This window comes from Rhodococcus sp. GB-02 (genome assembly GCF_053470465.1).
Genome location: NZ_JBPUKE010000002.1, coordinates 871,151 through 894,576, shown reverse-complemented (window position 1 = coordinate 894,576; position 23,426 = coordinate 871,151). Strand labels below are relative to the sequence as shown.

Genomic DNA, 23,426 nt, shown 5'->3' with positions numbered 1-23,426 from the left:
GATGGAGACACGATGACTGCCTTGCACACCGCAGACAGCCACGATTTGATCCGCGTGCAAGGCGCGCGGGTGAACAATCTCGAAGACATCAGTGTCGAGATCCCGAAGCGGAGGCTGACAGTCTTCACCGGCGTCTCCGGTTCGGGAAAGAGTTCGCTGGTGTTCAGTACGATCGCCGCGGAATCGCAGCGGATGATCAACGAGACGTACAGCGCGTTCGTTCAAGGATTCATGCCGACACTCGCGCGGCCGGACGTCGACGTTCTCGACGGCCTGACCACCGCGATCATCGTCGATCAGCAGCGAATGGGCGTCGACCCTCGTTCGACCGTCGGAACCGCCACCGACGCCAACGCGATGCTCCGCATCCTGTTCAGCCGTCTCGGAAAGCCTCACATCGGTTCGCCCCAGGCGTTTTCGTTCAACGTCGCTTCCATCTCCGGTGCAGGCGCGGTCACCATGGAGCGCGGCGGCCGTCAGACGAAAGAGCGTCGCAGCTTCAAGATCACCGGCGGCATGTGTCCGCGGTGTGAGGGACGAGGGGCGGTCAGCGATTTCGATCTGACCGCGTTGTACGACGACACCAAGTCGCTCAACGAAAGTGCGATCACGGTTCCCGGTTACAGCATGGAGGGCTGGTACGGCCGGATCTATCGCGGCTGCGGCTTCTTCGATCCCGACAAGCCGATCAAGAAGTACACCAAGAAAGAACTGAACGACCTTCTCTACAAAGAGCCGACCAAGATCAAGGTCGAAGGAATCAACCTGACGTACACGGGTTTGATTCCGCAGATTCAGAAGTCGTTCCTGGCCAAGGACGTCGACGCGATGCAGCCGCACATCCGGGCTTTCGTCGAGCGGGCGATCACCTTCACCACCTGCCCCGAATGCGACGGGACGCGACTGAGCGAGGGTGCGCGGTCGTCGAAGATCAAGGGCGTCAACATCGCCGACGCCTGCTCGATGCAGATCAGCGATCTCGCGGAATGGGTCAGTGGACTGAAGGAACCGTCGGTCGCGCCGTTGCTCACGACGCTCGGTGAAACGCTCGACTCGTTCGTGGAGATCGGACTCGGCTACCTCAGTCTAGATCGGCCCTCGGGAACGCTCTCCGGCGGTGAAGCTCAGCGCACCAAGATGATTCGTCACCTGGGTTCCTCGCTCACTGACATCACGTATGTATTCGACGAACCCACCACCGGCCTGCATCCGCACGATATCGCGAGGATGAACGACCTCCTGCTGCGCCTGCGGGACAAGGGCAACACGGTGCTCGTGGTCGAGCACAAGCCGGAGACGATCGTGATCGCCGACCACATCGTCGACCTCGGTCCGGGCGCGGGTAGCGCCGGCGGCAACGTCTGCTTCGAGGGCACCGTCGACGGTTTGCGTGCCAGCGACACCGTCACCGGCCGTCACTTCGACGACCGGGCCGCAATCAAAGAGACTGTGCGCGAGTCCACCGGGGCAATCGAGATTCGCGGAGCGAACTCGCACAACCTGCAGGACGTCGACGTCGACGTACCGCTGGGCGTCCTGGTCGTGGTCACCGGTGTCGCCGGGTCGGGCAAGAGTTCGCTGATCCACGGCTCACTCGCGAAACGCGAAGACGTGGTGTCGGTCGATCAGAGCGCGATCCGTGGCTCGCGCCGGAGCAACCCGGCAACGTACACCGGGCTGCTCGACCCGATCCGCAAGGCATTCGCGAAGGCCAACGGCGTGAAGCCGGCGCTGTTCAGTGCCAACTCCGAGGGCGCCTGCCCGACGTGCAACGGCAACGGCGTCATCTACAGCGACCTGGCGATGATGGCCGGCGTTGCCACTCTCTGCGAGGAGTGCGAGGGTAAGCGCTTCCAAGCTGAGGTACTCGATTACAAATTCGGTGGCAAGGACATCAACGAGGTTCTCACGATGTCGGTGGCCGAGGCCGAGGAGTTCTTCGGCGACGGTGAGGCCAAGACGCTTGCGGCGCACAAGATCCTCGTACGACTGGTCGACGTGGGGCTCGGGTATCTCACGATCGGCCAGCCGCTGACGACGCTGTCCGGCGGTGAGCGTCAGCGCATCAAGCTGGCAACACACCTGGGGGAGAAGGGTGGTGTGTACGTCCTGGACGAGCCGACCACCGGACTGCACCTGGCCGACGTCGAGCAGTTGCTCGGCCTGCTCGATCGACTCGTCGATTCCGGCAAGTCAGTCATCGTCATCGAGCACCACCAAGCGGTGATGGCGCACGCCGACTGGATCATCGACCTCGGCCCTGGTGCCGGTCACGACGGCGGTCGGATCGTCTTCGAGGGCACTCCCGAGGAACTGGTTGCCGACGGTTCCACCCTCACCGGAAAGCACCTCGCGGCATACGTCGGCGGCTGACCTGGCTCCTACTTCAGGCGTCTATACCCAGGTTGATGACGGCGAGGTAGGAACCGTCCGACTGCTTTTCGACGGTCATGAGGCCAGTGTCGTCGTAGATGCCGTCGCTGGCGTTGTTTGTGTTGTTCTCACGACCGGTGTGCTCGCTGTACGGGGACTGCGAGTACACCTCGTCGAGGAGCGTCTCGTCGAAGAAGGTCTGCGACGTCAGGACCGTCTTCTTGTCGATGTGCACCTTGACGTGGATGTGGGTGGTGCGGCCCATGTACCAGCCGGGGAAGATCGTGGTGAACTGCGCGATTCCGTTTGCGTCGGTGGTCTGGGCTCCGCGCAGGTAGGTTCCGTCGTCGGTGGTGGTGGCTTCGGTGTCGCCGACGCTGTACGAACCGTCCGACGTCTCGCCAGAACCGCCCATGCCGCCGCCCATCCCACCGGGTGCGCCTGACGGAGGTTCCCCCATTCCGCCGGCCGGGGGAGTTCCGCCGCCACCGCCGCCGTTGGCGCTCAGCGAACCGGATTCGAAACCGGAGTACACGCCGCCGGCGTCGCAGTGCCAGATCTCGACGACGGCGTTAGAGACCGCGCCGATGCTGCCGTCGACGTTGCACTGGCTGTTGTCCTGCACGCGCATTGCCACCTGGAGTGTGGTGCCCGGACGGTCTTCGCGGATGTCGCTGCGAATGGAGTCGACGTCGAACCAGTAGGGACCCTGCGTCTCTTCCTTGCTCATGACGCACTGAGGCGCCTTGGCCAGAAGTGCGGTGACGACATCGCCGGACGTGGCAGCGGCGGAAGTTCCGGACGTGGTTGTCGTCGATGCAGCCGCAGTCGAAGTCGTCGGGGCGGTGCCACTGTTACCGGAACACGCTGCGATGAGCCCGCCCAGGCTGATGGTTCCGCCGAGCGCGAGGGCCCGTCGACGGCTCACGCGTAGCCGGCTTGCTTCGATGTCTTTGTTCACGCCGCTGTACCTCCATTGTGTGGGCTGTTGTCTCAATGGTGGACGGGCGACCTGGTTCGGAACTGGTTATCCGCTGTGAACTTGCTGGGAGAGCATCTGAATGCTCGAGGTGGCCCGTACGTAGACCTGTCCGCCGTCGTCGACGATGCGAGTTTCGATCAGTGCGAGCCTGCGCCCGGCACGAATCACGACGGCCTCGGCGCGCATGATCGGCCCACCGATGTCGGGGGAGCGCAGGAAGTCGACCTTGTGGTCGAGGACGCGATAGTCCTGATCGACGCTGGTCAGCGTCTGCGCTGCCAGACCGGTGACGGCATCGACCGCTGAGATGAGGACACCTCCCTGAACGGCGCCCAACGGGTTGGCCATCCAGGTGACCGGGGCGAACTCGCCCACGACGGAACCCGGGGTCACGTCGACGACTGCAAGATCGAGGAGCCCGGCGAGCGGACCGCGTTCGAGTTTGCCGTCGCGGATTCCTTCGACGACGTCGGACCCGGACAACCCGCTCAGGTTGCTTGTCTTTTCCGGCGTCGGGACGGGCAGCGGCTCACCCTCCACGTAGTCGTCGATTCCCACGACGGGAGGACGCGAGACCACCATGGCGCGGCCGGCCATCACGGCCAGGAGGGTGCCGTTGTCGTCGTGAAGTTGCCCGGATGCCAGACCGACGCCGTCGTCGAGATGGACGAGTGTGCCGGTGGCACCGACGTCTGCGAGGGCCGGGATGTCTGCGCCGGCACTGACCGTGACCTGCGCAAGTACGGACTGATGCCCGGAAGTCAGTCCCGAGTACACCGCGCCGCCCATGGCTCCGTCGATCATGACTCCGATGGAACCGAGCACGGTCTTGCCACGGTGATCGTGGAATCGCGGGCCGACGGACTGGACGAAGGCCAGGTCCCCGGGCGCAACCGACACGGCACGCACACCCATCAAGGTGTTGAGGGGGTCAAGCTTCTTGACGGGCGCGGCGGAGTTGTCGATGCTCATCCGTCGAGTATCTCCAGCGCGCACAGTCCGGCCGAGACCGGGTCTCAACCTCCGATACGGGAATGCATTTCCCAGACGAGGACTTCGGCCCCGGCGTCGGAGGTCAGTTGCTGCCCACCCGAATCGCTCAACCGGGCGGCATCGCCCTCGTACAGTGTGCCGACGCCCTCCATCTCGGCAGTGCCCTGCGCGACGAAGACGTGCAGGAACGGTGCGCTGGGAAGATGTACAGAGGTGCCGGGCAGAATGCGTGCGACGTGCATTGCGGCGTTCTTGTTGTTGATGCGAATCGCCGAATGATCCTTGTAGCGACCCATTCCGGAGGCGACCGGGATCAGACCGCCGCGCAGCAATTCGTCGTCGATCTCGAGTTGTTCGTACCCGGGAGTCAGTCCACCTTCGTCCGGGACCACCCACATCTGGATGAAATGCACGGGATCGGAATGCTGTTCGCCGCCAAGACGCCACGAATCGTTCTTCTCGCTGTGCATGATTCCGGTGCCGGCGCTCATGCGCTGGGCGAGCCCTGGATAGATGACGCCGGTGTGGCCGATGGAATCCTGGTGCACGAGCGAACCGCGAAGAACCCACGTCACGATTTCCATGTCCTTGTGCGGATGGGTATCGAAGCCGGTTCCCGCCAGAACGGTGTCGTCGTTGTTGACCAGTAGCAATCCGTGATGGGTGTTGTCGGGATCGTAATGCTGCCCGAACGAGAACGAATGCTTCGAATCCAGCCAGGAGACGCGGGATTTCAAGCGATCACCGGAGCGGTGCACATCGATGTGCGGTGTCGTCTGTGGGGCCTGTGCTCGACCAGATGCCATGGCTCCTCCTTCTGTGCCACCGGGATCCATCACTGCCGGATCCACCACTACCGGAATCCACCCTACGACGAACCTGCTGTGTAGTCCGAGCATTGGGCGTACTCGGTTGTGTCGTCAGTTCGTCGACGCGTGCATCTCCCACATGAGTATCTCTGCATCGTCGATCCCCTCGACTCTTTGACCGCCAGTATCCTTGAGACGCAACGAATCTCCCGGACCGAGCAATCCGACTCCCTCGACGTCGACCGTGCCGCCGGCGACGAAGCCGTGCACGTACGGTGCGTCCGGCAGGAATACCGACCCGCCGGTCTCGAGGCGTGCAACATGAAGGGCCGCATGTTTGTTGTGCAGGCTTATCGCGCTGTGATCACGATGCGCGGGCATCCCCGACGCCAGGGTGATCAGGCCACCGGCGTCGAGTTCGGAATTGATGTCGAGTTCTTGATAACTCGGAGTCACTCCGGATTCGTCCGGCGGTATCCACATCTGAACGAGGTGAACGGGTTCGGTGACACGTGAGCCGTCGGCGCGCCAGCGATCGTTGCGTTCGGAGTGCAGGATTCCGGTACCGGCACTCATTCTTTGCGCGAGGCCTCGATGGATGACTCCGGAGTGCCCAGCGGAATCCTGGTGAACCAGAGATCCGCTGAGCACCCACGTCACGATCTCGGTGTCGCGGTGCTGATGAGTGTCGAAACCGGAGTCGGCTTCGATGATGTCGTCGTTGTTCACCAACAGAAGTCCGTGCGCGTACGCGGCGTGATCGAAGTTTCCGGCAAAGGGGAAACTGTGACGTGCCGTGAGCCAGCCGTAGTTGAGATGCGCACGTTCGTCTGCTCGTTGGACGACTACCGACGACATGTCAGCTCAGCGTCTCGTGTGCCGCCGGGATGGATCCGAGGCGTCCGGCTTGAAAGTCCTCGAAAGCCTGCATGACCTCGGACTTGGTGTTCATGACGAACGGCCCGGCCATGGCGATGGGTTCGCGGATCGGCTTGCCGCCGAGGATGAAGACCTCGAGGGATTCGGTCCGTGAATCCTGGCGATCGGAAGCGGCGACGGTGATGGAGTCACCACGTCCGAAGACAGCTGTCTGTCCGACACGAATGGGCCGGCGCTCGGCCCCGACCGTGCCTTCGCCGGCGAGGACGTAGACGATCGCGTTGAACTCGGGGTTCCAGGGAAGTGTCAGGCTCGCACCCGGGGCCACGGTCGTGTGGGAGAGCGCGATGGGTGTGTATGTCGAACCGGGTCCGGCGTTGCCGGCGATGTCTCCGGCGATGACGCGTACCAAGGCTCCGCCGTCGGGGGAGGAGAGCAGTGCCACCTTGTTGCCGGTGATGTCTTGGTACCGCGGCGCTGCCATCTTGTTGTCGCGGGGCAGGTTGACCCACAGCTGGACACCATGGAACAGGCCGCCGCTGACGACGAGGTGTTCCGGCGGAGTTTCGATGTGGAGGATGCCGCCACCCGCTGTCATCCACTGGGTGTCGCCGCCGCCGATAATGCCGCCGCCGCCGTTTGAGTCCTGGTGCTCCATGATGCCGTCGATCATGTAGGTAACGGTTTCGAAGCCGCGGTGCGGGTGCCACGGTGTGCCCTTGGGTTCGCCGGGTGCGTAGTTGACTTCGCCCATCTGGTCCATGTGGATGAAGGGGTCGAGGGCGGAGAGGTCGATGCCCGCGAAGGCGCGATGAACGGGGAAGCCTTCACCTTCGTATCCGACCGGTGCGGTGGTGATGCTCTTGACCGGGCGGTCGACTGCTGACGCGGCCGGCTCGTCGAGGCGGGGCAGGGCCAAGATGTTCTCGACTGTCACAGCAGGCATGTCGTACTCCTCGTGTCCGTGAAGCTGAAGTCAGGTAGTTGATTGTTCAACTATCTCACCAGGAGTCAACAAAGTCGAGCCCCGAGTATTCCCGGGGCCCGGCTGGTGTCTGGATCAGCCTGGTGCCTGGATCAGCGCAACATGCTGCCGAGGGTTTTTGCGGCAGCCACGACCTCGGCGCCCAGCGCTGCTTGGTCCTGAGAGTCGAAGACGGAAATTCCGAGGCTGGAAATGGCGTCGCGGCGTCTGCCGGGGATCACTGCCGAGATTCCCAGGACGGACGGGATGACTTCGCCGACGGTCACTGCGTAGCCCCGTGCGCGTGCGGCCGTCACTTCCTCTCGTTCCCCACTCGTCGGCGGGAGTGAGGCAAGGATGGAAAGCCCGGCGGAGCCGCGGTCGATCGGATCAACCTGCCCTGGGTGGAACGCGACGTGGACTTTGGCGCTGCGCGGTTCGACCACCATCAGGGCGCGCACTTCGGTGTCGCTCTCGCGGACCACCAGGTGCGCTGTCGCCTCGGTGGCCTCGGCGAGTTCTTGAAGAATCGGGCGAGCGAGAGTGCGCAAATCTTGTTCCACCGGTTCGGCAAGGGTGACCAGCCCGGCGCCGAGAGTGACGCGCTTGAAGGAGTCCTTGCGGCACAGGTGATGAGCCTCGAGTGTGCGGATCAATCGATGCGCGACGGTTCGGTGGACTCCCACTCCGTCGGCGATGTCGGTGACCGACAGGCCGTGTGGATAGGACGTCAGGAGTTCCAGGATCTCGAGTCCATGGTGCAGCGTTTTCGACATGCTCGAGTCCACTTGAACTGCACTTTTGCGCGGTCGGTGTTCCTCGCTCAGCTCTGACATCAAATCCCTTTCTTGACGTTTGTGAGGTATGCCACCTACGCTTTGAACATATCGCACAGTGTGTGCGATTATCGCACACTTTACGGAGCTGCACAACCTTCGGGTGGATGCAGCGCAGCGTGTTCGGAGAGAACCTTCATGAGCAACTACAGCGTCGTGGCAACGGAGGACGTTGTCGCAATCCATCAGCTGTACGGCCACCAGAGTCATTGCATAGACTCTGGGCGCCAGCAGGATTGGGCGCAGACATTCACCGATGGCGGTGAGTTTCATTCCCCCAGTTATCCGGAACCCGTGGTCGGTTTCGCCGACCTTGCGGCTTTTGCTGCTCGTTTCTCCGCTGCGGCGGAAGCTGCCGACGAGGTGCATCGTCACGTTCTGACCAATCTCGTCGTCGCGGTGGTAGACGAGAGTGCTCTCACAGTGCACGGGTACCTGCAGATCGTTGCCACCGCTCGCGGCGGAGACTCGCGGCTACTGCGGATGACGACTGTCACAGATCGCGTGGTTCGGGTCGGTGAGGAGTGGAAGATCGCCCGCCGCACCGTCTCCCGCGACGACGCGCCCCGAGCGTTCGAACAAGCTTGAAGTACCGAAATGTTTCTTGCGCAACAATATTCAGTAGGAGAAGTACATCATGACCGAAAGCTCTGACCAGACGAACCCGGGCCGTACCGTAGTGACGCAGATGTCGGCGGTGTACCCGGAGTTGGCAGGCAAGGTCGCAGTGGTGACCGGCGCGGCTCAGGGGATGGGTGCGACGTTCGCCGAAGGACTGGCAACACGCGGCGTACATGTCGTCGGCGCCGACATCAACGAAGAGCAGATGCTCGCCACGGCCGCACGAATCAATACGGACCTGGAATCGAATGCACTGGCGGACAGGCCGGGTCGCGTCGTCGGAGCTCGGGTCGACGTCACCAAGCCGGACGAGCACGAACTGCTTGCGCAGTTGGCGTTGAAGGAGTTCGGCCGGGTCGATTTCTGGATCAACAATGCGGGTATCTTCCCGTTCGCGCTGGCCGAGGAGATCACCCCGGAGCAGATCGGCGCAACGCTGAGTGTCAATGTCGAAGGAGTGCTCTACGGTGCTCAGGCCGCGGCACGCCACCTCGGTCCCGGCGGCGCCATCGTCAACATGTCCTCGGTGTCTGCGCTGCGTGTGCGGAAGGGGAGAGGCGCATACTGCACGTCGAAAGCTGCCGTTGCGCACCTCACGGAGTCTCTCGCAGTGGAGTTCGGCGACAAGGGTATTCGGGTCAACTCCATTGCGCCCGGCTACATCGACACGGCGATGACGAAGTGGGTCCAGGAAGATCCGATCGCGCTCGCGAACGCACTCGACGCGGTACCGCTGCATCGTCTGGGCTCGCCCGAAGAGGTCTTCGGCCCGCTGCTGTTCCTGCTCTCGGACAGCGCGCGTTACGTCACCGGGCACAGCATTGCGGTGGACGGTGGTTCGCGGCATGTCTGAGTCCACGACATATCCCGGCGTCGTTCTCGTTACCGGCGGTGCTGCCGGGATGGGAGCGCATCACGCGCACACTCTCGCCGCGCGCGGTTCGCACGTCTGCATTGCCGATGTTTCGGATTCATCCGGCGTGGTCGACGACATCGTCGCCGCAGGCGGATCGGCATCCGCTCATCTTCTCGACGTCACCGATGCCGATGCCTGGGACCGGGTTGTCGACGAAATTCGCACCACCCGTGGGGAACTCGGCGGACTGGTCAACAACGCCGGCATCTCGCGTCGGCTCGAATTCATGGACACCCCGAACGACATCTGGGAACTGACCATGAAGATCAACCTCTTCGGCCCGTTCTACGGTATGAAGGCGGTGGCGCCACTGATGCGTGAGAGTGGCGGTGGATCGATCGTCAACATCTCGTCCATCGCCGGTCAGATCGGATACTTTTCTCCGGCTTACTCGTCGAGTAAGTGGGGTCTGACCGGTCTGTCGAAGTCGGCCGCGGGGAACTTCGCACAGTGGGGGATTCGCGTCAACTCGGTGCACCCGGGACTGGTCGGTACGGCGCTGCTCGGCGGCGCAAACGATTTCGTCGCCGCGTCACTGAAGTCGGTTCCCTTCGGACGCATGGGAACTCTCGACGAGATCACCGAAGCAGTGCTGTTCCTGCTCTCGAACAGTTCGACCTACACCACCGGTACGGAACTCACTGTCGACGGCGGGTTGGTGTCGAACGGTCTTTACCACCGCATCATCGCGGAGACTGGAGAACTCTCATGACCGAGCACTGGGACGTCGTTGTCATCGGCGGCGGCGGAGCAGGTCTCGCCGCTGCGGTGTCGGCAGCTGAAGAAGGCGCATCCGTTCTGCTGTTCGAGTCCGAAACCGAACTCGGTGGATCCACTGCGCTGTCGGCCGGAATCTTCACAGCCGCCGGAACAAGCGTGCAGGCAGGCCTCGGAGTCGACGACTCGGCAGAGAAGTTCTTCCAGCACTACATGGACCTTAACCAGTGGATGCTCTCACCCGGGTTGATTCGTGCGTTCTGCGAAAACGCCGGCCCGACACTGGAATGGCTCATCGGACTCGGCGTCGAGGTTCCCGCGGCGATCTCGGGTAACGCACACCAACCTGGGCTCGCCCAAGCCGGCGTCGAGGACGTCTGGCGCGGCCACGTGCCGAAGGATCAGGGATACGGACTGATTCAAGTGCTGGACAAGGCTCGTCGCAAGCACGGGATCGAGGTCATCTTCGGAACACGGGTGCAGAAGCTGATCGAGGAAGACGGTCGGGTTGTCGGCGTTGTCGCCGACGACATCGAGGTGCCTGCGGGCGCCGTCGTTGTTGCCTCCGGTGGATTCGCGCAAGATCCGGGTTTGGTGGAACGCCACTTCCCGGACGCGAACAAGGCCGGAGATGCCTTGTTCGTCGTCGCAGCCGAGGGGAGTCGCGGAGACCATCTTCGTTTTGCCGAAGACCTCGGCGCTTCCCTGGCGGGCGACGGCTGGGGTCTGATGCTGCCCACCGTCTACTTCCAGCGATTCCACCACTGGCAGGCCGGTTTTCCGCCGAAGTCACGGATCTACGTCAACCAAAACGGCCGTCGATTCATGGACGAGGACAGCTCGTACGCCGTCTCGACCGGCATCATCGACCATCAGGGCGGATACGGGTGGATGATCTTCGACGAGAACGCTCGCGTGAATCTGGCTCCGGGATATGCCGATTGGAATCCCGAACGCATCGAGGAAGAAGTTGCCGCCGGTGGCACGATCCGCGCTGACACGATCGAAGACCTCGCAGTGGCGACGGGTGTTCCGGTTGCGACGCTGACCCAAACTTTGCGTCGATGGAACGAGCAACTGCCCAGCGGCCACGACGACGACTTTCTCCGTCATCGCACGTTGCGGAACAAGGGCGCCGTCGGCAACCCGGATCCTATTGCGACTGCACCGTTCTATGCCGCGAAAATCCTTCCTGCAGAGCTCGTATGCACGCATGCGGGAATGGAGATCGACACCGATGCGGCCGTACTCGGCAGCACGGGAGCACCTATCGAGGGTCTGTACGCGGCCGGTGAGGCCGGCGCCGGAATCCTCGGACTGAGATACGTGGGCGGCGGCAATGCAGTTGCCAACGCTTTGACCATGGGCCGCGTAGCGGGACGTAATGCGGCGAACTACACCAGGACCAGCGCTGACAGCGCACCGGTCCATTCCATCGCGCACTCCTGACGTCCGACGTCTGCGCGGCACCGAATCCAGTCAGTATCCAATCCAGGCAGGGAACAACATGTCAGAGAATGAGACCATGGCGAGAGCCGAATTCACCGAGGGCAGCAGCGTGGCAACCGAACGACAGTCGACGACGAAGGTAATTCGCGCGGCCATCGTCGGTACCGTCGTCGAGTACTACGACTTCGGTATCTACGGGTATATGGCGACCACCATCGCCGCGCTGTTCTTCGTCTCCCACGACCCGAACGCAGCACTGCTCGGTACCTTCGCGGCGTTCGCGGTGGCCTTCTTCCTACGTGTGCCCGGCGGAATCTTCTTCGGCCACATCGGCGACAAGTACGGCCGCAAGAACGCCTTGTCCTGGACCATCCTCCTGATGGTTCTCGCGACAGCCGGAATGGGCTTGCTGCCGACGTACGCCACGCTGGGTGTGTGGGCCACGTCCATCCTCGTTCTGGCTCGTTGCCTTCAGGGCTTCGCGGCCGGCGGTGAACTCGGCGGCGCCAACGCGTTTGTCTCCGAGTCCGCTCCCAAACGGTGGCGTGCGACGCAGACGTCGATGGTCAACACCGGCACCTACCTGGGTTCGCTGGCAGCTTCGCTCATGGCCCTCGGCCTGACCTCGGTGTTTTCGCAAGAACAGATCCTCGAATGGGCTTGGCGCATCCCGTTCCTGCTCAGCCTGCTGATCGGTGGCATCGGTATCTGGATCCGTAGCCAGATGGAAGACACTCCTCAGTTCGAAGAACTGCAGGACAAGGGTGAGACCAAGAAGCTTCCCATCCGGGAACTGCTCAGCACCTCCGGCGGCAGCGTCGTCAAGATCATCATGCTGGGCGCACTCATCACTGGTGGCTATTACATCGCCTCGGTATATGCCGCGACGTACCTGCAGACCACGGGCGGTCATTCGTCGCGGGTTGCCTTCCTTTCCACCTCCCTTGCACTGGTTCTCGGCGTCATCACCTTGCCGATCTCGGGATACATGGCAGACAAGTACGGGCGTCGGCCGGTGCTGTTCGCCGGTAGCGCTGCCGCCGTGGTTCTCGGAATCCCGATGTTCATGATGATGGCCGGTTCTGGCATCTGGCAGGCGGTTGTCGGTCAGTCGGTGCTCTTCATCTGCGTTTCCGTCGTCAACGGTGCTTCGTACGTGACCTATGTCGAGATGCTGAAAGCATCTGTGCGGTACAGCGGTCTGGCCCTGGGCAACAACGTCACCAACATGTTCCTCGGCGGCACTGCGCCTTTCATCGCCACCTATCTGATCAGCTTGACCGGTAATTCCCTCGCCCCGGCCGGATACTTCGTCTTCTGCGCCGTGATCACCCTCGTCACGGTCTTCTTCATCAAGGAGACCAAGGGTGTTGAACTGCAGGTTGATTGATCACCTCGTGAGAACAGGAGCCTGACCGTGTCCCTCGCTGACAAGCAAGAAATCACCGAAGTTCTGTATCGCTACGCTCGGGCCGTCGATCGGAAAGATTTCGACAGCGTAGCTCTCTGCTACTTCGACGACGCGATAGACAACCACGGTGGCTACATCGGAACCGTCGACGGGCTCATCGAAGACATGAAGCTCAGGCACAAGACGATCGACTCTTCGATTCACTGCATTTCCAACATACTGATAGACGTCAACGGCGATGTCGCTCAGTGCGAGTCGTACTGCTTGTGTTTTCTGCGGCAGGAGCGTTCCGGTACGGATTCGGTGCAGACGCTTGCCACGATCAAGTGCCGTTACGTCGACAGGTTCGAAAGGCGCCGTGGTGAGTGGCGAATCGCCGATCGGATCGTCGTGTTCGACGAATCCCGTGAAGACGTGATCGAAAACGTTCTGCCCACTGACTGGGTGACCCAACGCCGATCCTTCGACGACCCGGTCTATACCAGAACTCCCTGACCGGCCGTGCAGACGAAAGGCCTTCACACACGATGTGTGTGAAGGCCTTTCGCCTGTTAAGCGTTTGATCAGTCCACTACATCCGGTGCAGCGACTTCGGTCAAGCAGCCGTTCGAGAGCCTCAGCCAGCGTTGGACCTTCACCTCGGCCAGGAATCTCTTGTCATGACTGACCACCACGAATGCCCCCTGATATGCGTTCAGGGCGCTTTCGAGTTGAGCGACACTCACCAAGTCGAGGTTGTTGGTCGGCTCGTCGAGAAGCAGCAGTTGTGGGGCTGGATCGGCGAAGAGAACGCATGCCAACGTAGCTCGCAATCGTTCACCACCAGAGAGCGCAGCGACTAGTAGATGAGCGCCCGCGCCACGAAAGAGGAAGCGCGCCAGGATGTTCATGCGTTCCGGTGCCGGAAGGCCTGGAGCAGACAATGCAAAGTTCTCGGCGACGGTGCGCGTGGGGTCGAGTAGGTCGAGTCTCTGCGACAGATAGGCCACCCGACCGTCGGCTCGCTTGATCTCACCGGAAGTCGGCGCCAAGTCCCCGTTCACGATTCTCAGTAACGTCGACTTTCCGACGCCATTCGGCCCGGTCAGGGCGATACGTTCCGGCCCTCGAATGGCCAGGTCAGCTCCGGGGTCGGTGAAGATCGCGCGATCGTCGAACGCGAATTGCATTCGCTCGCCGAGGAATACCGTCCGGCCAGCCGGTACGTGGGTTCCCGGCAATTCGAGCGAAATGGTCTGGTCGTCTCGGAGAGCTCGACCGGCTTGGTCGAGTCGTTCCTTTGCCGCGTCGACCCGGGCGAGGTGTGTCTCGTTGGCCTTGCCGGCCGACTCCTGAGCATTGCGCTTCATGGTCCCCGCAAAGATCTTGGGCAAGCCCGCGTTCCCGAGATTGCGGGCAGCGCTACTTGCGCGTCGTGAAGCGCGTTCTCGGGCCTGCTGCAGTTCGCGCTTCTCGCGCTTGACCTCTTGCTCGGCGTTGCGGATGTTCTTCTCCGCCACTTCGCGAGCCGAGCGTGCCGCAGCTTCGTAGTCGGTGAAATTGCCACCGTAGAAGCTGATCTCGCCACTGTGAAGTTCGGCGATGCGGTCCATGCGGTCGAGTAGTCCTCGATCGTGACTGACTACCAACAGACAACCACTCCAGTCGTCGAGAACGTCGTAAAGCCTGCGGCGCGCGTCCAGGTCGAGGTTGTTGGTGGGTTCGTCGAGGAGAAGGACATCGGGGCGTCGCAGGAGTTGCGCCGCCAGTCCGAGCGAGACGACCTGCCCGCCGCTCAGAGTGTCGAGGCGACGATCGAACGTCATGTCGGCCAAACCGAGTCGACCGAGTTGGGCTCGCGTTCGTTCCTCGATATCCCAGTCGGACCCGATTGTCGTGAAGTGTTCTTCTCGTGTGTCCCCGGATTCGACAGCGTCCAACGCAGCGAGCGTCGGGGCGATGCCCAAGACCTCGGCAATGGTCAGATCGCCCGTCAGCGGCAGGTCCTGCGGAAGGTATCCGAGAACGCCGTCGACGGACACACTGCCGGCGCGTGGCCGCAACTGGCCGGCGATCAATCTGAGCAGAGTGCTTTTCCCGACGCCGTTCTGGGCGATCAGCCCGGTTCGGCCGCCGGGCACGGTGAATGACAATTCGTCGAAGACCGGAGTGTCGTCCGGCCAGGCAAAAGACAGATTCGAGCAAACGATGTAGGTATCGGACATGAATAGACCTCAGGTGTTGTGCGGGCGCGGCAACGCTGCTCCGCAAGGAGTCGGGTAAGTGAACGACAACATGGCCACGACGGCTGCGCTCCGAGGCGTCTGCCGGTGGCCGTCATGCCCGGTTTATCCGGAGATGTCGAGTTCACCAACCATGTCTGATCCTTTTGGTCTGTGTCGTTTCATCCGACGATAACAGGAGCGCGTATTTACATACGAGCAATACCGGCGCAGAGAAGTTCGACCAGTCGTCGATACACCCGATCAGGGTCGGTTCCTGCCGGTTGGCCTTCTACCGATTCGAGGATGCAGAAACCGTGCAGCGCGCTACGAAGAGACCACGCCGCCTGCTCCGAATCATCCGGGCTCAGACCGTATCCCGCGATCACCTTGTTGATGACGTCGACCACCTCGCCGACGGCCGAGACCAGATCGGGATGCGGAGCGGTGGGGTAGCGATCGGTGATGGCGTAGAGACCGGGGTGCGCTCGGACGAAGGCGCGCCACGCGTCTGCGAGCGCCATGACGGCGTCGTCGCGCGAGAGACCGACCGCGGCGGCACGCAGTTGTTCGGCGAGAAGGTTGCGTGCGAGGAGGCTGAGTTGATGGTGGACGTCGTCGACCCCGTCGACGTGTTTGTACAGGGCTGACTGCCGGACGTCGAGGGTCTCGGCGAGTTGACTCAGTACCAGAGCGTCGGCGCCCTTGCTGTCGACCAGGTCGGCTGCGGTAGCGATCACGCGTTCACGGGTAACCGGAGTTCTCATGCACGCATCTTCCCCGTATAACAGGCCTCATGCGGGTGATACATTATCACCATGAGTGATGAGGTATCGCCGCGTGAGCGGTCCGGCGATCAACTACGCCGTCGTGACCTGCGCGTAGTCGTCGCCGGTGCGTGCATCCTCGGGTTGACCTCGGTGCTCTACGAACTCTCCGGAGTGTCTCCGTCGACGGGTGCATTCTTTCGGTGTCTCTATGCGCTCATCCCCCTCGGCGTGCTCGTGCTCGTCCAGCGCCGCCGGTCACCACGAGCGTCGACGGCGGCGCCCTGGATCGTGAAGTCTCTACTCGCCGGCGCTTTCCTCGGAATCGATCTGGTGCTCTGGCACGAGTCGATTCATTCGATCGGAGCAGGTCTTTCGACTGTGATCCTGAACCTGCAGGTGCTGTTCGTCGCAATCCTCGGCTATGTTGTTCTGCGCCAACGGATCGGCCGGGAACTGGTCGCCAGCCTTCCGTTGCTCTTTGTCGGAGTTGCTCTGGTAGCCGGGACGAGTACCACGCTCACAGGGTCGAATCCTGCTGTCGGAGCGTCGTTTGCCGTGATCGCCGCAGGTGCCTACGCGGTCTACATCTTCCTCATGGGGCTGGCTACTCGGGCGGCGGGCAGAACGGCGTTGCCGATGTTCGTCTCGACCGGAGCCACTGCCCTCACGGCAGGTGTCTACGGCCTCGTGAGCGGAACTTTGGACCTGACGCCTTCGCTCGCAGCTCAAGGCTGGCTTGTGCTGCTCGCGTTGGTGTCTCAGGTGATCGGGTGGCTGCTGGTGGCCAGCGCCAGTCAGCGTCTGCCTGCCAGTGCAGTCGCCGCCAGCCTTGTGTTGCAATCGGCGTCGGCGATGGTGTTCGGCGCGGTGCTGCTCGCGCAGACCCCAACTCTCGTCCAACTCGCGGGTGCCGGAATGATTTTGGCCGGAGTGGTTGTGGCGACGCGGATACCCGCGAAGAAGTCCTCGACGACTGTTGTCGGAAAACGAATGGAGACAAGCGTATGACCACGGCGGCTGACCACATCTACATCAACGGCGACTTCAGGCCCATGGACGGTCCGGTCGGCGATAACCCGACCGCTGTGGCGGTCAAGGACGGCCGATTCGTTGCCCTCGGAACTGACGCCGAGATCTCGGCGCTGACCGATTCCGACACTTCCGTTGTCGATCTCGCCGGCGCGGTGGTTGTGCCGGGGTTCATCGAGACGCACCTTCATCCGATGATGTGGGGTTTGATGCTCAGTGGGGTCGACGCAACGACAAGTGCGTGCCCGACCATCGAGAAGTTGATCACGGCGTTGGCTGCGCGGGCCGCGATCACACCAGTCGGTGATCCGATCGAAGCGTGGGGCTTCGACGACAGCCTCGTGGCGGAAGATCGAGGCCTGACCGCGGCTGATCTGGACAAGGCTTCCACCGAGCATCCGATTCTGGTGCGGCACTTGTCTGCTCACGGGATCTACGTCAACTCGGTCGCACTGGAGAAGGCCGGGATCGATTCCGCAACGGTCGATCCGGAGGGTGGTGTCATCGTTCGCGACAGTGACGGTATACCCACCGGTGAGCTGTGCGAGGTTCCGGCAATGTCTCTGGTGCACGGCCTTGTTCCGGAGATGAACCCGGATGCGTCCAAGATCGCGATGCTGCGGGCGCAGGAAGTCATGGCGTCGGTGGGCGTGACGAGCTTCCACGACATGTACGTCACGGCCGAGATGTACGAGGCGTACCGGCAACTGGATGCTGAAGGTGACCTGAGGCTGCGTGCGCGCCTCTATCTCGGCCACGGGGTTCACGATCAGTTGGGCGAACTCGCCGATCCGACGACCCGAGTCCAGGTGGGTGGCGTCAAACTCATTTCGGACGGGTCGATCCAGTTGCACACCGCGGCGCTGACCGAGCCGTACCACGATCTGGATGGATGCCACTGCGGCGGAATGGCAATCCCGGCAGGTGCGCTCGGGGCGCTCGTCGAGGAACATCACGCTGCCGGCCGGCAGGTTGCGATTCATACCAATGGTGATCAGGCCATCGATTTTGCACTGGACGCAATTGCCACGGCGCGGGCAGCGCACCCGGACGTCGAGGTCACACATCGACTCGAGCACGTTCAGACGTTGCGGGAAGATCAGATCGCGCGAATGGTCGAACTCGGGGTGGTGGCGTCGATCTTCGTGAACCACGTCTACTACTGGGGTGACCGGCACCGTGATCGGTTCCTCGGACCGGGCCGCGGCGAGCGGATCAGCCCCGTGGCCTCGGTCGTGGCGGCGGGGCTTGCCTACGCGCTGCATTGCGACTGCCCTGTCACTCCGGTGAACCCGCTCTTCACCATGAACACAGCCGTACATCGAGTGACGCGAGAAGGTCATGTTCTGGGTGCGGAGCAACGGGTTTCCACGTCCGACGCGCTGGCCGGCTACACGAGTGCTGCCGCTCGTCTCACCGGTGAGTCATCGGACAAAGGTCGGATAGCGGTGGGACTTTTGGCGGATTTTGTTGTGCTCGACGGAGATCCGTTGCGGAGCGCTTCTCAGGAATTGAACGAACTGTCGGTCCTGCGCACGGTTGTCGGCGGTGAGACCGTCTTCGAGGCGTAGATGCTCGTCGTTTTACCTTGGGATTGGGTGCCGGTAGTCAACTCCTTACCGGCTTCGTAACTGTAGATGTACGTGGGCTGGGGAGCGAATTCGCTTCCCAGTCCACAGCTTTGGATGCAGCAGGGGCAAGTCGCTATTCGATGGTCGGACAAAGTTATTGGTGGAGTGTTGGTTTCGGAGCGCGCGAGAGTTTGTCATGGCCGGCCGATCCGGCGAGGCGCAGCTATCGATTGCGCCAGTGTCCGTGGCGCTCGTGAACGAAATGCAGTGGGTACTCGAAACGGCTCGATCCTTCTGTTTGCTCGAGGGTCGCTGTTCTCGGCGAGTTCGTTCGTGAGGATTCTCGGACATACCAAGAGTATGTAGAACGTGTTCTTGCTTCTATTGGAACGAATCGCCCGTTTGACGACAGATCGTTTTCCGGGAACTAGTTATGATGCACAGCTAACTTTTTCTAACTGCACTGGTCAGGGTGCAGAATTCGCTCGCGGCGGACGTCGAAATTCCTACTGAACGTTTGACCAGGAAAACCGCCACGAAAGCTGATACGTGTGATAAAAATTGATCCGAAGTGGAACAGTAGCTATGCAGGAGCGAGGGCATGCACAGCATCTCGGTTCGACTCGCAAGCTTTCTGCAACATGTTTGGCACCGATGGCGGATGTACCTCGTTCCGCCATCTCTTCACCTCAATACCCGGCAACGGGACAGATGAAATGAGTCTTCACATGCCTCGATTTTTCCCGGTCGGGGACGGACACGAATCCCGTCTCCCTCGGCGCGCCACTGCTGTGTTGGCGGCGCTGCCGGCTGCATTGCTCCTCGCGACTTCGGGTGCGCTGCTCGCACCCGGTATCGCCTCGGCCGCGCCGGGCGACGACATCACGGACCAGTGCCTGGAGATGTCCCAGAACGGTGGACCCTGGGTCAAGCCACCAGCCTTCGGGCCCAACGGAACCGACTACATTCCGATCCCCGGAGATGAGGGCACGCAGATGGCCTTCGACGTCCGCAATGTCTGCGACCTTCCCGCCACGCTCACACTCTTCAGTGAGGGCTGGTCCGTCTCGGGCGGGGGCACTGCGACGGTGCGGGGCAAAATCGGCAGCCAGGTCGGCCAGCAATTCGTGATCGGACCGGATGCGAATTCCGCGACTCGGATCGAGCTGGTGAAGACGCCTCTCGCGCAGAACGTCAACGTGATGGTCGGTTTCATGATTGGTATCCCGGCCGGCGAAGTCCTGCAGGGATACGAGATCAACCCCGGCTGGGGTCTGGTCCTGGTGGAGGGCGAGCCCGCTGTGGTAGCCCCCGGTGCTCCGACCGACTTGTCTCTGGACACCGCCGAGGTAGAGGCGGGCACACCCGTCACGGTCTCAGGCAAGGCAGAGTCGAACAGCACTGTCACGGTCACCGGAGGGGGTGCCACCTGCACCGCCACCGCGGATACGAGCGGGAACTTCAGCTGCAACCTGACGATCACCACACCCGGCAGCCATCCGATCACGGCCACTGCGACTAATGCGGGTGGGACCAGCCCCGCCTCCGCGGGAGTCACGGTCAAGGTCACGGCGAAAAACACCGATCCGGGTGGCAGCAGCAGCGGTTCGCTCGGCAGTAGCACCGGTTCGCTCGGAAGCCTGGACCTGTTCGGAAGCCTCGGCGGATAACCACTCCGGCCCAACCGGCCACTTAGACCTCGCGATGCGCGGGGCTATCTCGACCATCTCCGCGCATCGCCAGCCTTCTCGGTCACCGAATTCAATTCGGCAGCTTCATTTCCCATGCCCCTTCCTGGGGCTGTTTCACCGGAGTGCACATCCGCACGGCCCGGGCTCAACCAAGCGCGTCGGATGTCCCGCCGCGAACTGCACAGGAGGAATACCAGATGAACAAGACCACAAAGGGTGCGATCGCCGCTGGTGCGGCTGCCGTTCTGCTTGCAGGCGGCGCCGGCACCATGGCGGCATGGAATGCATCGACCGGCACTGGCGGAAGCCAAGCCGTCACCGCAGGCTCGATGACGATCAGCGAAGCGGCGGGCTCGGGTGTGTGGAAGCTCGGCGGGAGTGCATTCAACCCGACGACCGACAAGATCGTCCCCGGTGACGTCCTCACCTACACCGCTACGTACAACTACAACCTCGTCGGCACCAACCTCAAGGCCACACTCACACCGACCGTCGGCGGTATTTCCGGGGCTCTCGCGAGCAAGCTGGAGGTCGCGACTGCCGGTGGCCAGAACGCAAGCGTCACCGCGGGCACCGGCACGCGGGATATCACCACCACGATCACGTTCAAGACGGACACCGCCAACACGGACGGTGCGGGCGAGGCAGCCACGCTGTCCGGAGCCTCGGTCACCCTCGAGCAGACGCTCAACTAAGCCAAAGAAGGTCACGTGAAGACCCAGTACAAATGGGCGATCGCAGCGTCGTCGGTTCTGCTCATCGGGTTCGTCTCGGTGCAGCAGACCGGCGCGCTGTGGCGCGATACCGCAGAATCGACCGGCGGCACTATCCAGGCGGGCATGCTCGATATCTCTGCCGGCGGTGAAGGGGTCAAGCAGTTCAACCTCGATGGGTTCAAGTTGGACAACAAGGGCCCGGGCGACAGCATTCAGATGCCCCTGCCGGTGATCAACTCCGGCAACGTGCAGATGAACTACGTGCTTTCCGATGTTGTACTCAACGGCGCCACCCCACCGCCGCTGAGCCTGCGCGTGGCCAAGGTAGCCAACGAGGCGGCCTGCACCGCGACTGGTGACGTGGGCACTGAGCTTTACAACGGTGCCATGGACGGCGCAGCCTTTTCCGAGCAGTTGGTTCCGGCCGGGCAGATGCAGGTGCTGTGCCTGCGGGCCACGCTGGGCCAGGGCGCGGCAGCGAGCCAACAGTCCAACGCGACGTTCACGTTCGACGCAAGCTCTGTGAGCCAGTCATGACCGTCACCGCGAGAAGCCGGCGCGCGGGCGAACGTGCCGAGTATGGACCCCGGCACAGCGCACACGTGGAAACATCTGAGCAGCAACATGATCCCGAACAAGACGCAGGCGAGAAGACCACCCTCTGGTGGTGGACTCGCACCATCGTCTCGTGGGTGCTGTTGCTGTTGATGATCGGCGTTCTCGCGGTGATGGTCGTTATCCCTCGACTTACCGGCTCTACTGCGTACACGGTTCTCACCGGCTCGATGGAACCGACCATGCCCCCTGGCACGCTCATCGTGGTCAAACCGACCCCCAACGAGGATCTGACCACCGGGGACGTGATCACGTTCCAGCCCGTCTCCGGCGATCCAGCGGTGGTCACCCACCGCATCGAGGGCATCTACTACACCGGGGAAGGGGAGCGTCGCATCCACACCCGCGGCGACAACAACCCCGTCGCCGACTCGTGGTCGCTGGTGCCCGAGCAGATCCGTGGTCGTGTCATCTACTCGGTGCCGTATCTGGGCCGGGTGAACTCGGTGATCAACGGGCAATCGCGTTCGATTCTCACCACAGGCGTGGCTGCCGGCCTGGCTGTGTATGCGGTGTGGATGGTCATCAGCGGCATCCGCGACAAGCGGGGCAAGGCCGATGACGACGAAAGTGGCACCGACCCGAATCTTTCCGGCCCTGAACTCGGCGCGCCGGTGTTGCCCGCCGATCCATCGGCACCAAACTCCGAATCGAAATAGGACAGCAGAATGTCTACAGAACAGAAATCGGGCGGCGGCGCGCGTCTCGGGGCGCGGATGCGAAGCCGTCTGGGCGAGACCGGTTGGATACGTACTCGGGCCGTGCTCTCACTCGGCATGGTCCTGGGCCTCGGAGCTGTCGGCACGATGGCGGCGTGGTCCGATAGCGCTACCGCGACCACCGGCATGTTCAGCACTTCGTCGGTCCAGCTGAAAGTCGACAACCAGCGGCCTGCACACCAATTCACCGAACTCAAGCGCAACAGCATGCTGCCAGGCCAGAGTGAGGCCGGGGCATTGACGGTTCAGAACACCGGAACAGCCAACTTCCAGTGGGCAGTATCGGCAACGGCCACTGGCTCGTCCGCGCTGATCGGGAAGCTCAAGGTTTCCCTACATCAGACCGGCGCCAACGACGGCAGTACCTGTTCAGGACCGATCATCGGGACGCAGCAGGCGTTCTCCGGCAACCCGACACTCGTCTCCGGCAGATCACTCGCTGCCGGTGTTTCGGAGCAGGTGTGCATCAAGGTGACCGTCGATTCGACCGCGGGTCAGACGGAGCGGTTCAAGATCGCCGATCTGGGCTTCAACTTCACCGCAACGGGGCAGTGATTATCGAGATGGACAGCACTGATGAGGAGGTGACCGTGGGACGAAGTCGTGGCAAGGAAATTGCCTTGAATGTGGCTGCGGTCGCCGGGCTCATCTGCATCATCGCCACTTTCGCATCCCTGATATTCGGGATCAAGCCGCTGGTTTTTCGCTCGGGTTCAATGGAGCCTGCAATTTCTACAGGTGCGCTGGCGCTGGCGAAGGCCGTGCCTGCAACCGAACTCGCTGTCGGCGACGTGATCAGCGTCGACAACGACCAAGGTGTGCGCATTACCCACCGCGTGGTCGAACTCGAACCGGCGGGAGCGGACACCGTGCTCGCCACGCTCAAGGGCGATGCCAACAATGTGGCTGATCGGCTGCCCTACACCATCACCGAGGCAGACCGCGTGTTCACCAGTGTCGGCGGGCTCGGCTACGTCGTTGCTTGGCTTTCCAGTCCGCTCGCAACTTTCCTCGGCGGCGGATTGATAGGCGCGGTGCTGGTCATCGCATTTGGACGAACTAAAGACCGGCGTCTGGAGAATGCCCGCGCCGCCACTACAAATGACGCCCGCGTCGATGCTGACGAAACCTGCGGGGAGCTTCAGGAGGCTCATAATGATTGAA

At 62.3% G+C, this 23,426-nt stretch carries 23 protein-coding genes; 15 read left to right on the top strand and 8 right to left on the bottom strand.

The window, feature by feature from the left end:
- Nucleotides 1-12 precede the first annotated feature (12 nt).
- Complete coding sequence (locus ACSW29_RS17410; protein ID WP_448277839.1) at nt 13-2,373, top strand: ATP-binding cassette domain-containing protein; 2,361 nt, start codon at nt 13-15, stop codon at nt 2,371-2,373.
- Nucleotides 2,374-2,386: 13 nt separating this feature from the next.
- On the opposite strand, the gene ACSW29_RS17405 is transcribed toward ACSW29_RS17410, so the two are convergent.
- The 6 genes from ACSW29_RS17405 to ACSW29_RS17380 all read right to left on the bottom strand — a co-directional run bounded on the left by ACSW29_RS17405 (nt 2,387) and on the right by ACSW29_RS17380 (nt 7,836).
- Entirely contained in the window at nt 2,387-3,334 is a 948-nt protein-coding gene (locus ACSW29_RS17405) for an intradiol ring-cleavage dioxygenase (RefSeq protein WP_448277838.1), read from the bottom strand.
- Nucleotides 3,335-3,400: 66 nt separating this feature from the next.
- On the bottom strand, nt 3,401-4,327 hold the full coding sequence (locus ACSW29_RS17400) for a PaaI family thioesterase (RefSeq protein WP_448277837.1): 927 nt from the start codon (nt 4,325-4,327) through the stop codon (nt 3,401-3,403).
- Between the two features lie 44 nt (nt 4,328-4,371).
- A complete protein-coding gene (locus tag ACSW29_RS17395) occupies nt 4,372-5,154 on the bottom strand; it encodes a pirin family protein (RefSeq protein WP_448277836.1) in 783 nt (260 codons plus the stop codon).
- Between the two features lie 114 nt (nt 5,155-5,268).
- Nucleotides 5,269-6,015 carry a pirin family protein gene (locus tag ACSW29_RS17390; protein ID WP_448277835.1) on the bottom strand — a complete coding sequence of 249 codons (747 nt, stop codon included), beginning with the start codon at nt 6,013-6,015 and terminating at the stop codon, nt 5,269-5,271.
- Between the two features lies 1 nt (nt 6,016).
- On the bottom strand, nt 6,017-6,982 hold the full coding sequence (locus ACSW29_RS17385) for a pirin family protein (protein WP_230815434.1): 966 nt from the start codon (nt 6,980-6,982) through the stop codon (nt 6,017-6,019).
- Nucleotides 6,983-7,113: 131 nt separating this feature from the next.
- Entirely contained in the window at nt 7,114-7,836 is a 723-nt protein-coding gene (locus ACSW29_RS17380) for an IclR family transcriptional regulator (protein WP_230815435.1), read from the bottom strand.
- 138 nt (nt 7,837-7,974) lie between these two features.
- Here ACSW29_RS17380 and ACSW29_RS17375 point away from each other — a divergent pair, with 138 nt between their 5' ends.
- The 6 genes from ACSW29_RS17375 (at nt 7,975) to ACSW29_RS17350 (ending at nt 13,445) form a co-directional block, all read left to right on the top strand.
- Nucleotides 7,975-8,424, top strand: coding sequence for a nuclear transport factor 2 family protein (locus tag ACSW29_RS17375; RefSeq protein WP_448277834.1), 450 nt, complete (start codon nt 7,975-7,977; stop codon nt 8,422-8,424).
- 49 nt (nt 8,425-8,473) lie between these two features.
- Nucleotides 8,474-9,310, top strand: coding sequence for an SDR family NAD(P)-dependent oxidoreductase (locus tag ACSW29_RS17370; protein ID WP_317825655.1), 837 nt, complete (start codon nt 8,474-8,476; stop codon nt 9,308-9,310).
- Nucleotides 9,303-10,085 carry an SDR family NAD(P)-dependent oxidoreductase gene (locus tag ACSW29_RS17365; RefSeq protein ID WP_030535186.1) on the top strand — a complete coding sequence of 261 codons (783 nt, stop codon included), beginning with the start codon at nt 9,303-9,305 and terminating at the stop codon, nt 10,083-10,085. The genes ACSW29_RS17370 and ACSW29_RS17365 overlap by 8 nt, the downstream gene beginning before the upstream one ends.
- Nucleotides 10,082-11,539: an FAD-dependent oxidoreductase gene (locus tag ACSW29_RS17360; RefSeq protein WP_317825653.1), complete on the top strand. Its 1,458-nt coding sequence runs from the start codon at nt 10,082-10,084 to the stop codon at nt 11,537-11,539. Before ACSW29_RS17365 ends, ACSW29_RS17360 begins: the two co-directional genes overlap by 4 nt.
- 76 nt (nt 11,540-11,615) lie before the next feature.
- A complete protein-coding gene (locus tag ACSW29_RS17355; RefSeq protein ID WP_317825652.1) occupies nt 11,616-12,929 on the top strand; it encodes an MFS transporter in 1,314 nt (437 codons plus the stop codon).
- Between the two features lie 27 nt (nt 12,930-12,956).
- Complete coding sequence (locus ACSW29_RS17350) at nt 12,957-13,445, top strand: nuclear transport factor 2 family protein (RefSeq protein ID WP_113682517.1); 489 nt, start codon at nt 12,957-12,959, stop codon at nt 13,443-13,445.
- 68 nt (nt 13,446-13,513) lie between these two features.
- Here the strand turns inward: ACSW29_RS17350 and ACSW29_RS17345 are convergent, their stop codons facing one another.
- A complete protein-coding gene (locus ACSW29_RS17345; RefSeq protein ID WP_347874650.1) occupies nt 13,514-15,154 on the bottom strand; it encodes an ABC-F family ATP-binding cassette domain-containing protein in 1,641 nt (546 codons plus the stop codon).
- Nucleotides 15,155-15,360: 206 nt separating this feature from the next.
- The gene (locus tag ACSW29_RS17340) at nt 15,361-15,918 is read right to left on the bottom strand and encodes a TetR/AcrR family transcriptional regulator (RefSeq protein ID WP_448277833.1); all 558 of its coding nucleotides are present in this window, start codon (nt 15,916-15,918) and stop codon (nt 15,361-15,363) included.
- 51 nt (nt 15,919-15,969) lie between these two features.
- Here ACSW29_RS17340 and ACSW29_RS17335 point away from each other — a divergent pair, with 51 nt between their 5' ends.
- From ACSW29_RS17335 to ACSW29_RS17300, 8 genes are all read left to right on the top strand, one after another.
- Entirely contained in the window at nt 15,970-16,929 is a 960-nt protein-coding gene (locus tag ACSW29_RS17335; RefSeq protein WP_448277832.1) for a DMT family transporter, read from the top strand.
- Nucleotides 16,926-18,521, top strand: a complete 1,596-nt coding sequence (locus ACSW29_RS17330) for an amidohydrolase (RefSeq protein ID WP_448277831.1) — start codon at nt 16,926-16,928, stop codon at nt 18,519-18,521. Before ACSW29_RS17335 ends, ACSW29_RS17330 begins: the two co-directional genes overlap by 4 nt.
- Nucleotides 18,522-19,249: 728 nt before the next feature.
- Entirely contained in the window at nt 19,250-20,191 is a 942-nt protein-coding gene (locus ACSW29_RS17325; RefSeq protein WP_448277830.1) for an Ig-like domain-containing protein, read from the top strand.
- A 218-nt stretch (nt 20,192-20,409) separates the two neighbouring features.
- Nucleotides 20,410-20,907 (top strand): alternate-type signal peptide domain-containing protein, encoded by a 498-nt coding sequence (locus ACSW29_RS17320; protein WP_448277829.1) that lies wholly within the window; start codon nt 20,410-20,412, stop codon nt 20,905-20,907.
- A 15-nt stretch (nt 20,908-20,922) separates the two neighbouring features.
- A complete protein-coding gene (locus ACSW29_RS17315) occupies nt 20,923-21,465 on the top strand; it encodes a hypothetical protein (protein WP_019745195.1) in 543 nt (180 codons plus the stop codon).
- A 65-nt stretch (nt 21,466-21,530) separates the two neighbouring features.
- A complete protein-coding gene (locus ACSW29_RS17310) occupies nt 21,531-22,202 on the top strand; it encodes a signal peptidase I (protein WP_448277828.1) in 672 nt (223 codons plus the stop codon).
- Nucleotides 22,203-22,211: 9 nt separating this feature from the next.
- Nucleotides 22,212-22,817, top strand: coding sequence for a SipW-dependent-type signal peptide-containing protein (locus ACSW29_RS17305; RefSeq protein ID WP_230815448.1), 606 nt, complete (start codon nt 22,212-22,214; stop codon nt 22,815-22,817).
- Complete coding sequence (locus ACSW29_RS17300) at nt 22,814-23,425, top strand: signal peptidase I (protein ID WP_448277827.1); 612 nt, start codon at nt 22,814-22,816, stop codon at nt 23,423-23,425. Before ACSW29_RS17305 ends, ACSW29_RS17300 begins: the two co-directional genes overlap by 4 nt.
- Nucleotide 23,426: the final 1 nt, after the last annotated feature.

Bases quoted from the DNA above. Each gene is read 5' to 3' on its own strand.
- ACSW29_RS17400 (WP_448277837.1), bottom strand. From the start codon at position 4,327: ATGAGCATCGACAACTCCGCCGCGCCCGTCAAGAAGCTTGACCCCCTC.
- ACSW29_RS17370 (WP_317825655.1), top strand. From the start codon at position 8,474: ATGACCGAAAGCTCTGACCAGACGAACCCGGGCCGTACCGTAGTGACG.
- ACSW29_RS17390 (WP_448277835.1), bottom strand. From the start codon at position 6,015: ATGTCGTCGGTAGTCGTCCAACGAGCAGACGAACGTGCGCATCTCAAC.
- ACSW29_RS17305 (WP_230815448.1), top strand. From the start codon at position 22,212: ATGTCTACAGAACAGAAATCGGGCGGCGGCGCGCGTCTCGGGGCGCGG.
- ACSW29_RS17325 (WP_448277830.1), top strand. From the start codon at position 19,250: ATGCCTCGATTTTTCCCGGTCGGGGACGGACACGAATCCCGTCTCCCT.
- ACSW29_RS17410 (WP_448277839.1), top strand. From the start codon at position 13: ATGACTGCCTTGCACACCGCAGACAGCCACGATTTGATCCGCGTGCAA.
- ACSW29_RS17355 (WP_317825652.1), top strand. From the start codon at position 11,616: ATGGCGAGAGCCGAATTCACCGAGGGCAGCAGCGTGGCAACCGAACGA.
- ACSW29_RS17385 (WP_230815434.1), bottom strand. From the start codon at position 6,982: ATGCCTGCTGTGACAGTCGAGAACATCTTGGCCCTGCCCCGCCTCGAC.
- ACSW29_RS17360 (WP_317825653.1), top strand. From the start codon at position 10,082: ATGACCGAGCACTGGGACGTCGTTGTCATCGGCGGCGGCGGAGCAGGT.
- ACSW29_RS17380 (WP_230815435.1), bottom strand. From the start codon at position 7,836: ATGTCAGAGCTGAGCGAGGAACACCGACCGCGCAAAAGTGCAGTTCAA.
- ACSW29_RS17340 (WP_448277833.1), bottom strand. From the start codon at position 15,918: ATGAGAACTCCGGTTACCCGTGAACGCGTGATCGCTACCGCAGCCGAC.
- ACSW29_RS17335 (WP_448277832.1), top strand. From the start codon at position 15,970: ATGAGTGATGAGGTATCGCCGCGTGAGCGGTCCGGCGATCAACTACGC.
- ACSW29_RS17365 (WP_030535186.1), top strand. From the start codon at position 9,303: ATGTCTGAGTCCACGACATATCCCGGCGTCGTTCTCGTTACCGGCGGT.
- ACSW29_RS17395 (WP_448277836.1), bottom strand. From the start codon at position 5,154: ATGGCATCTGGTCGAGCACAGGCCCCACAGACGACACCGCACATCGAT.
- ACSW29_RS17375 (WP_448277834.1), top strand. From the start codon at position 7,975: ATGAGCAACTACAGCGTCGTGGCAACGGAGGACGTTGTCGCAATCCAT.
- ACSW29_RS17320 (WP_448277829.1), top strand. From the start codon at position 20,410: ATGAACAAGACCACAAAGGGTGCGATCGCCGCTGGTGCGGCTGCCGTT.
- ACSW29_RS17330 (WP_448277831.1), top strand. From the start codon at position 16,926: ATGACCACGGCGGCTGACCACATCTACATCAACGGCGACTTCAGGCCC.
- ACSW29_RS17345 (WP_347874650.1), bottom strand. From the start codon at position 15,154: ATGTCCGATACCTACATCGTTTGCTCGAATCTGTCTTTTGCCTGGCCG.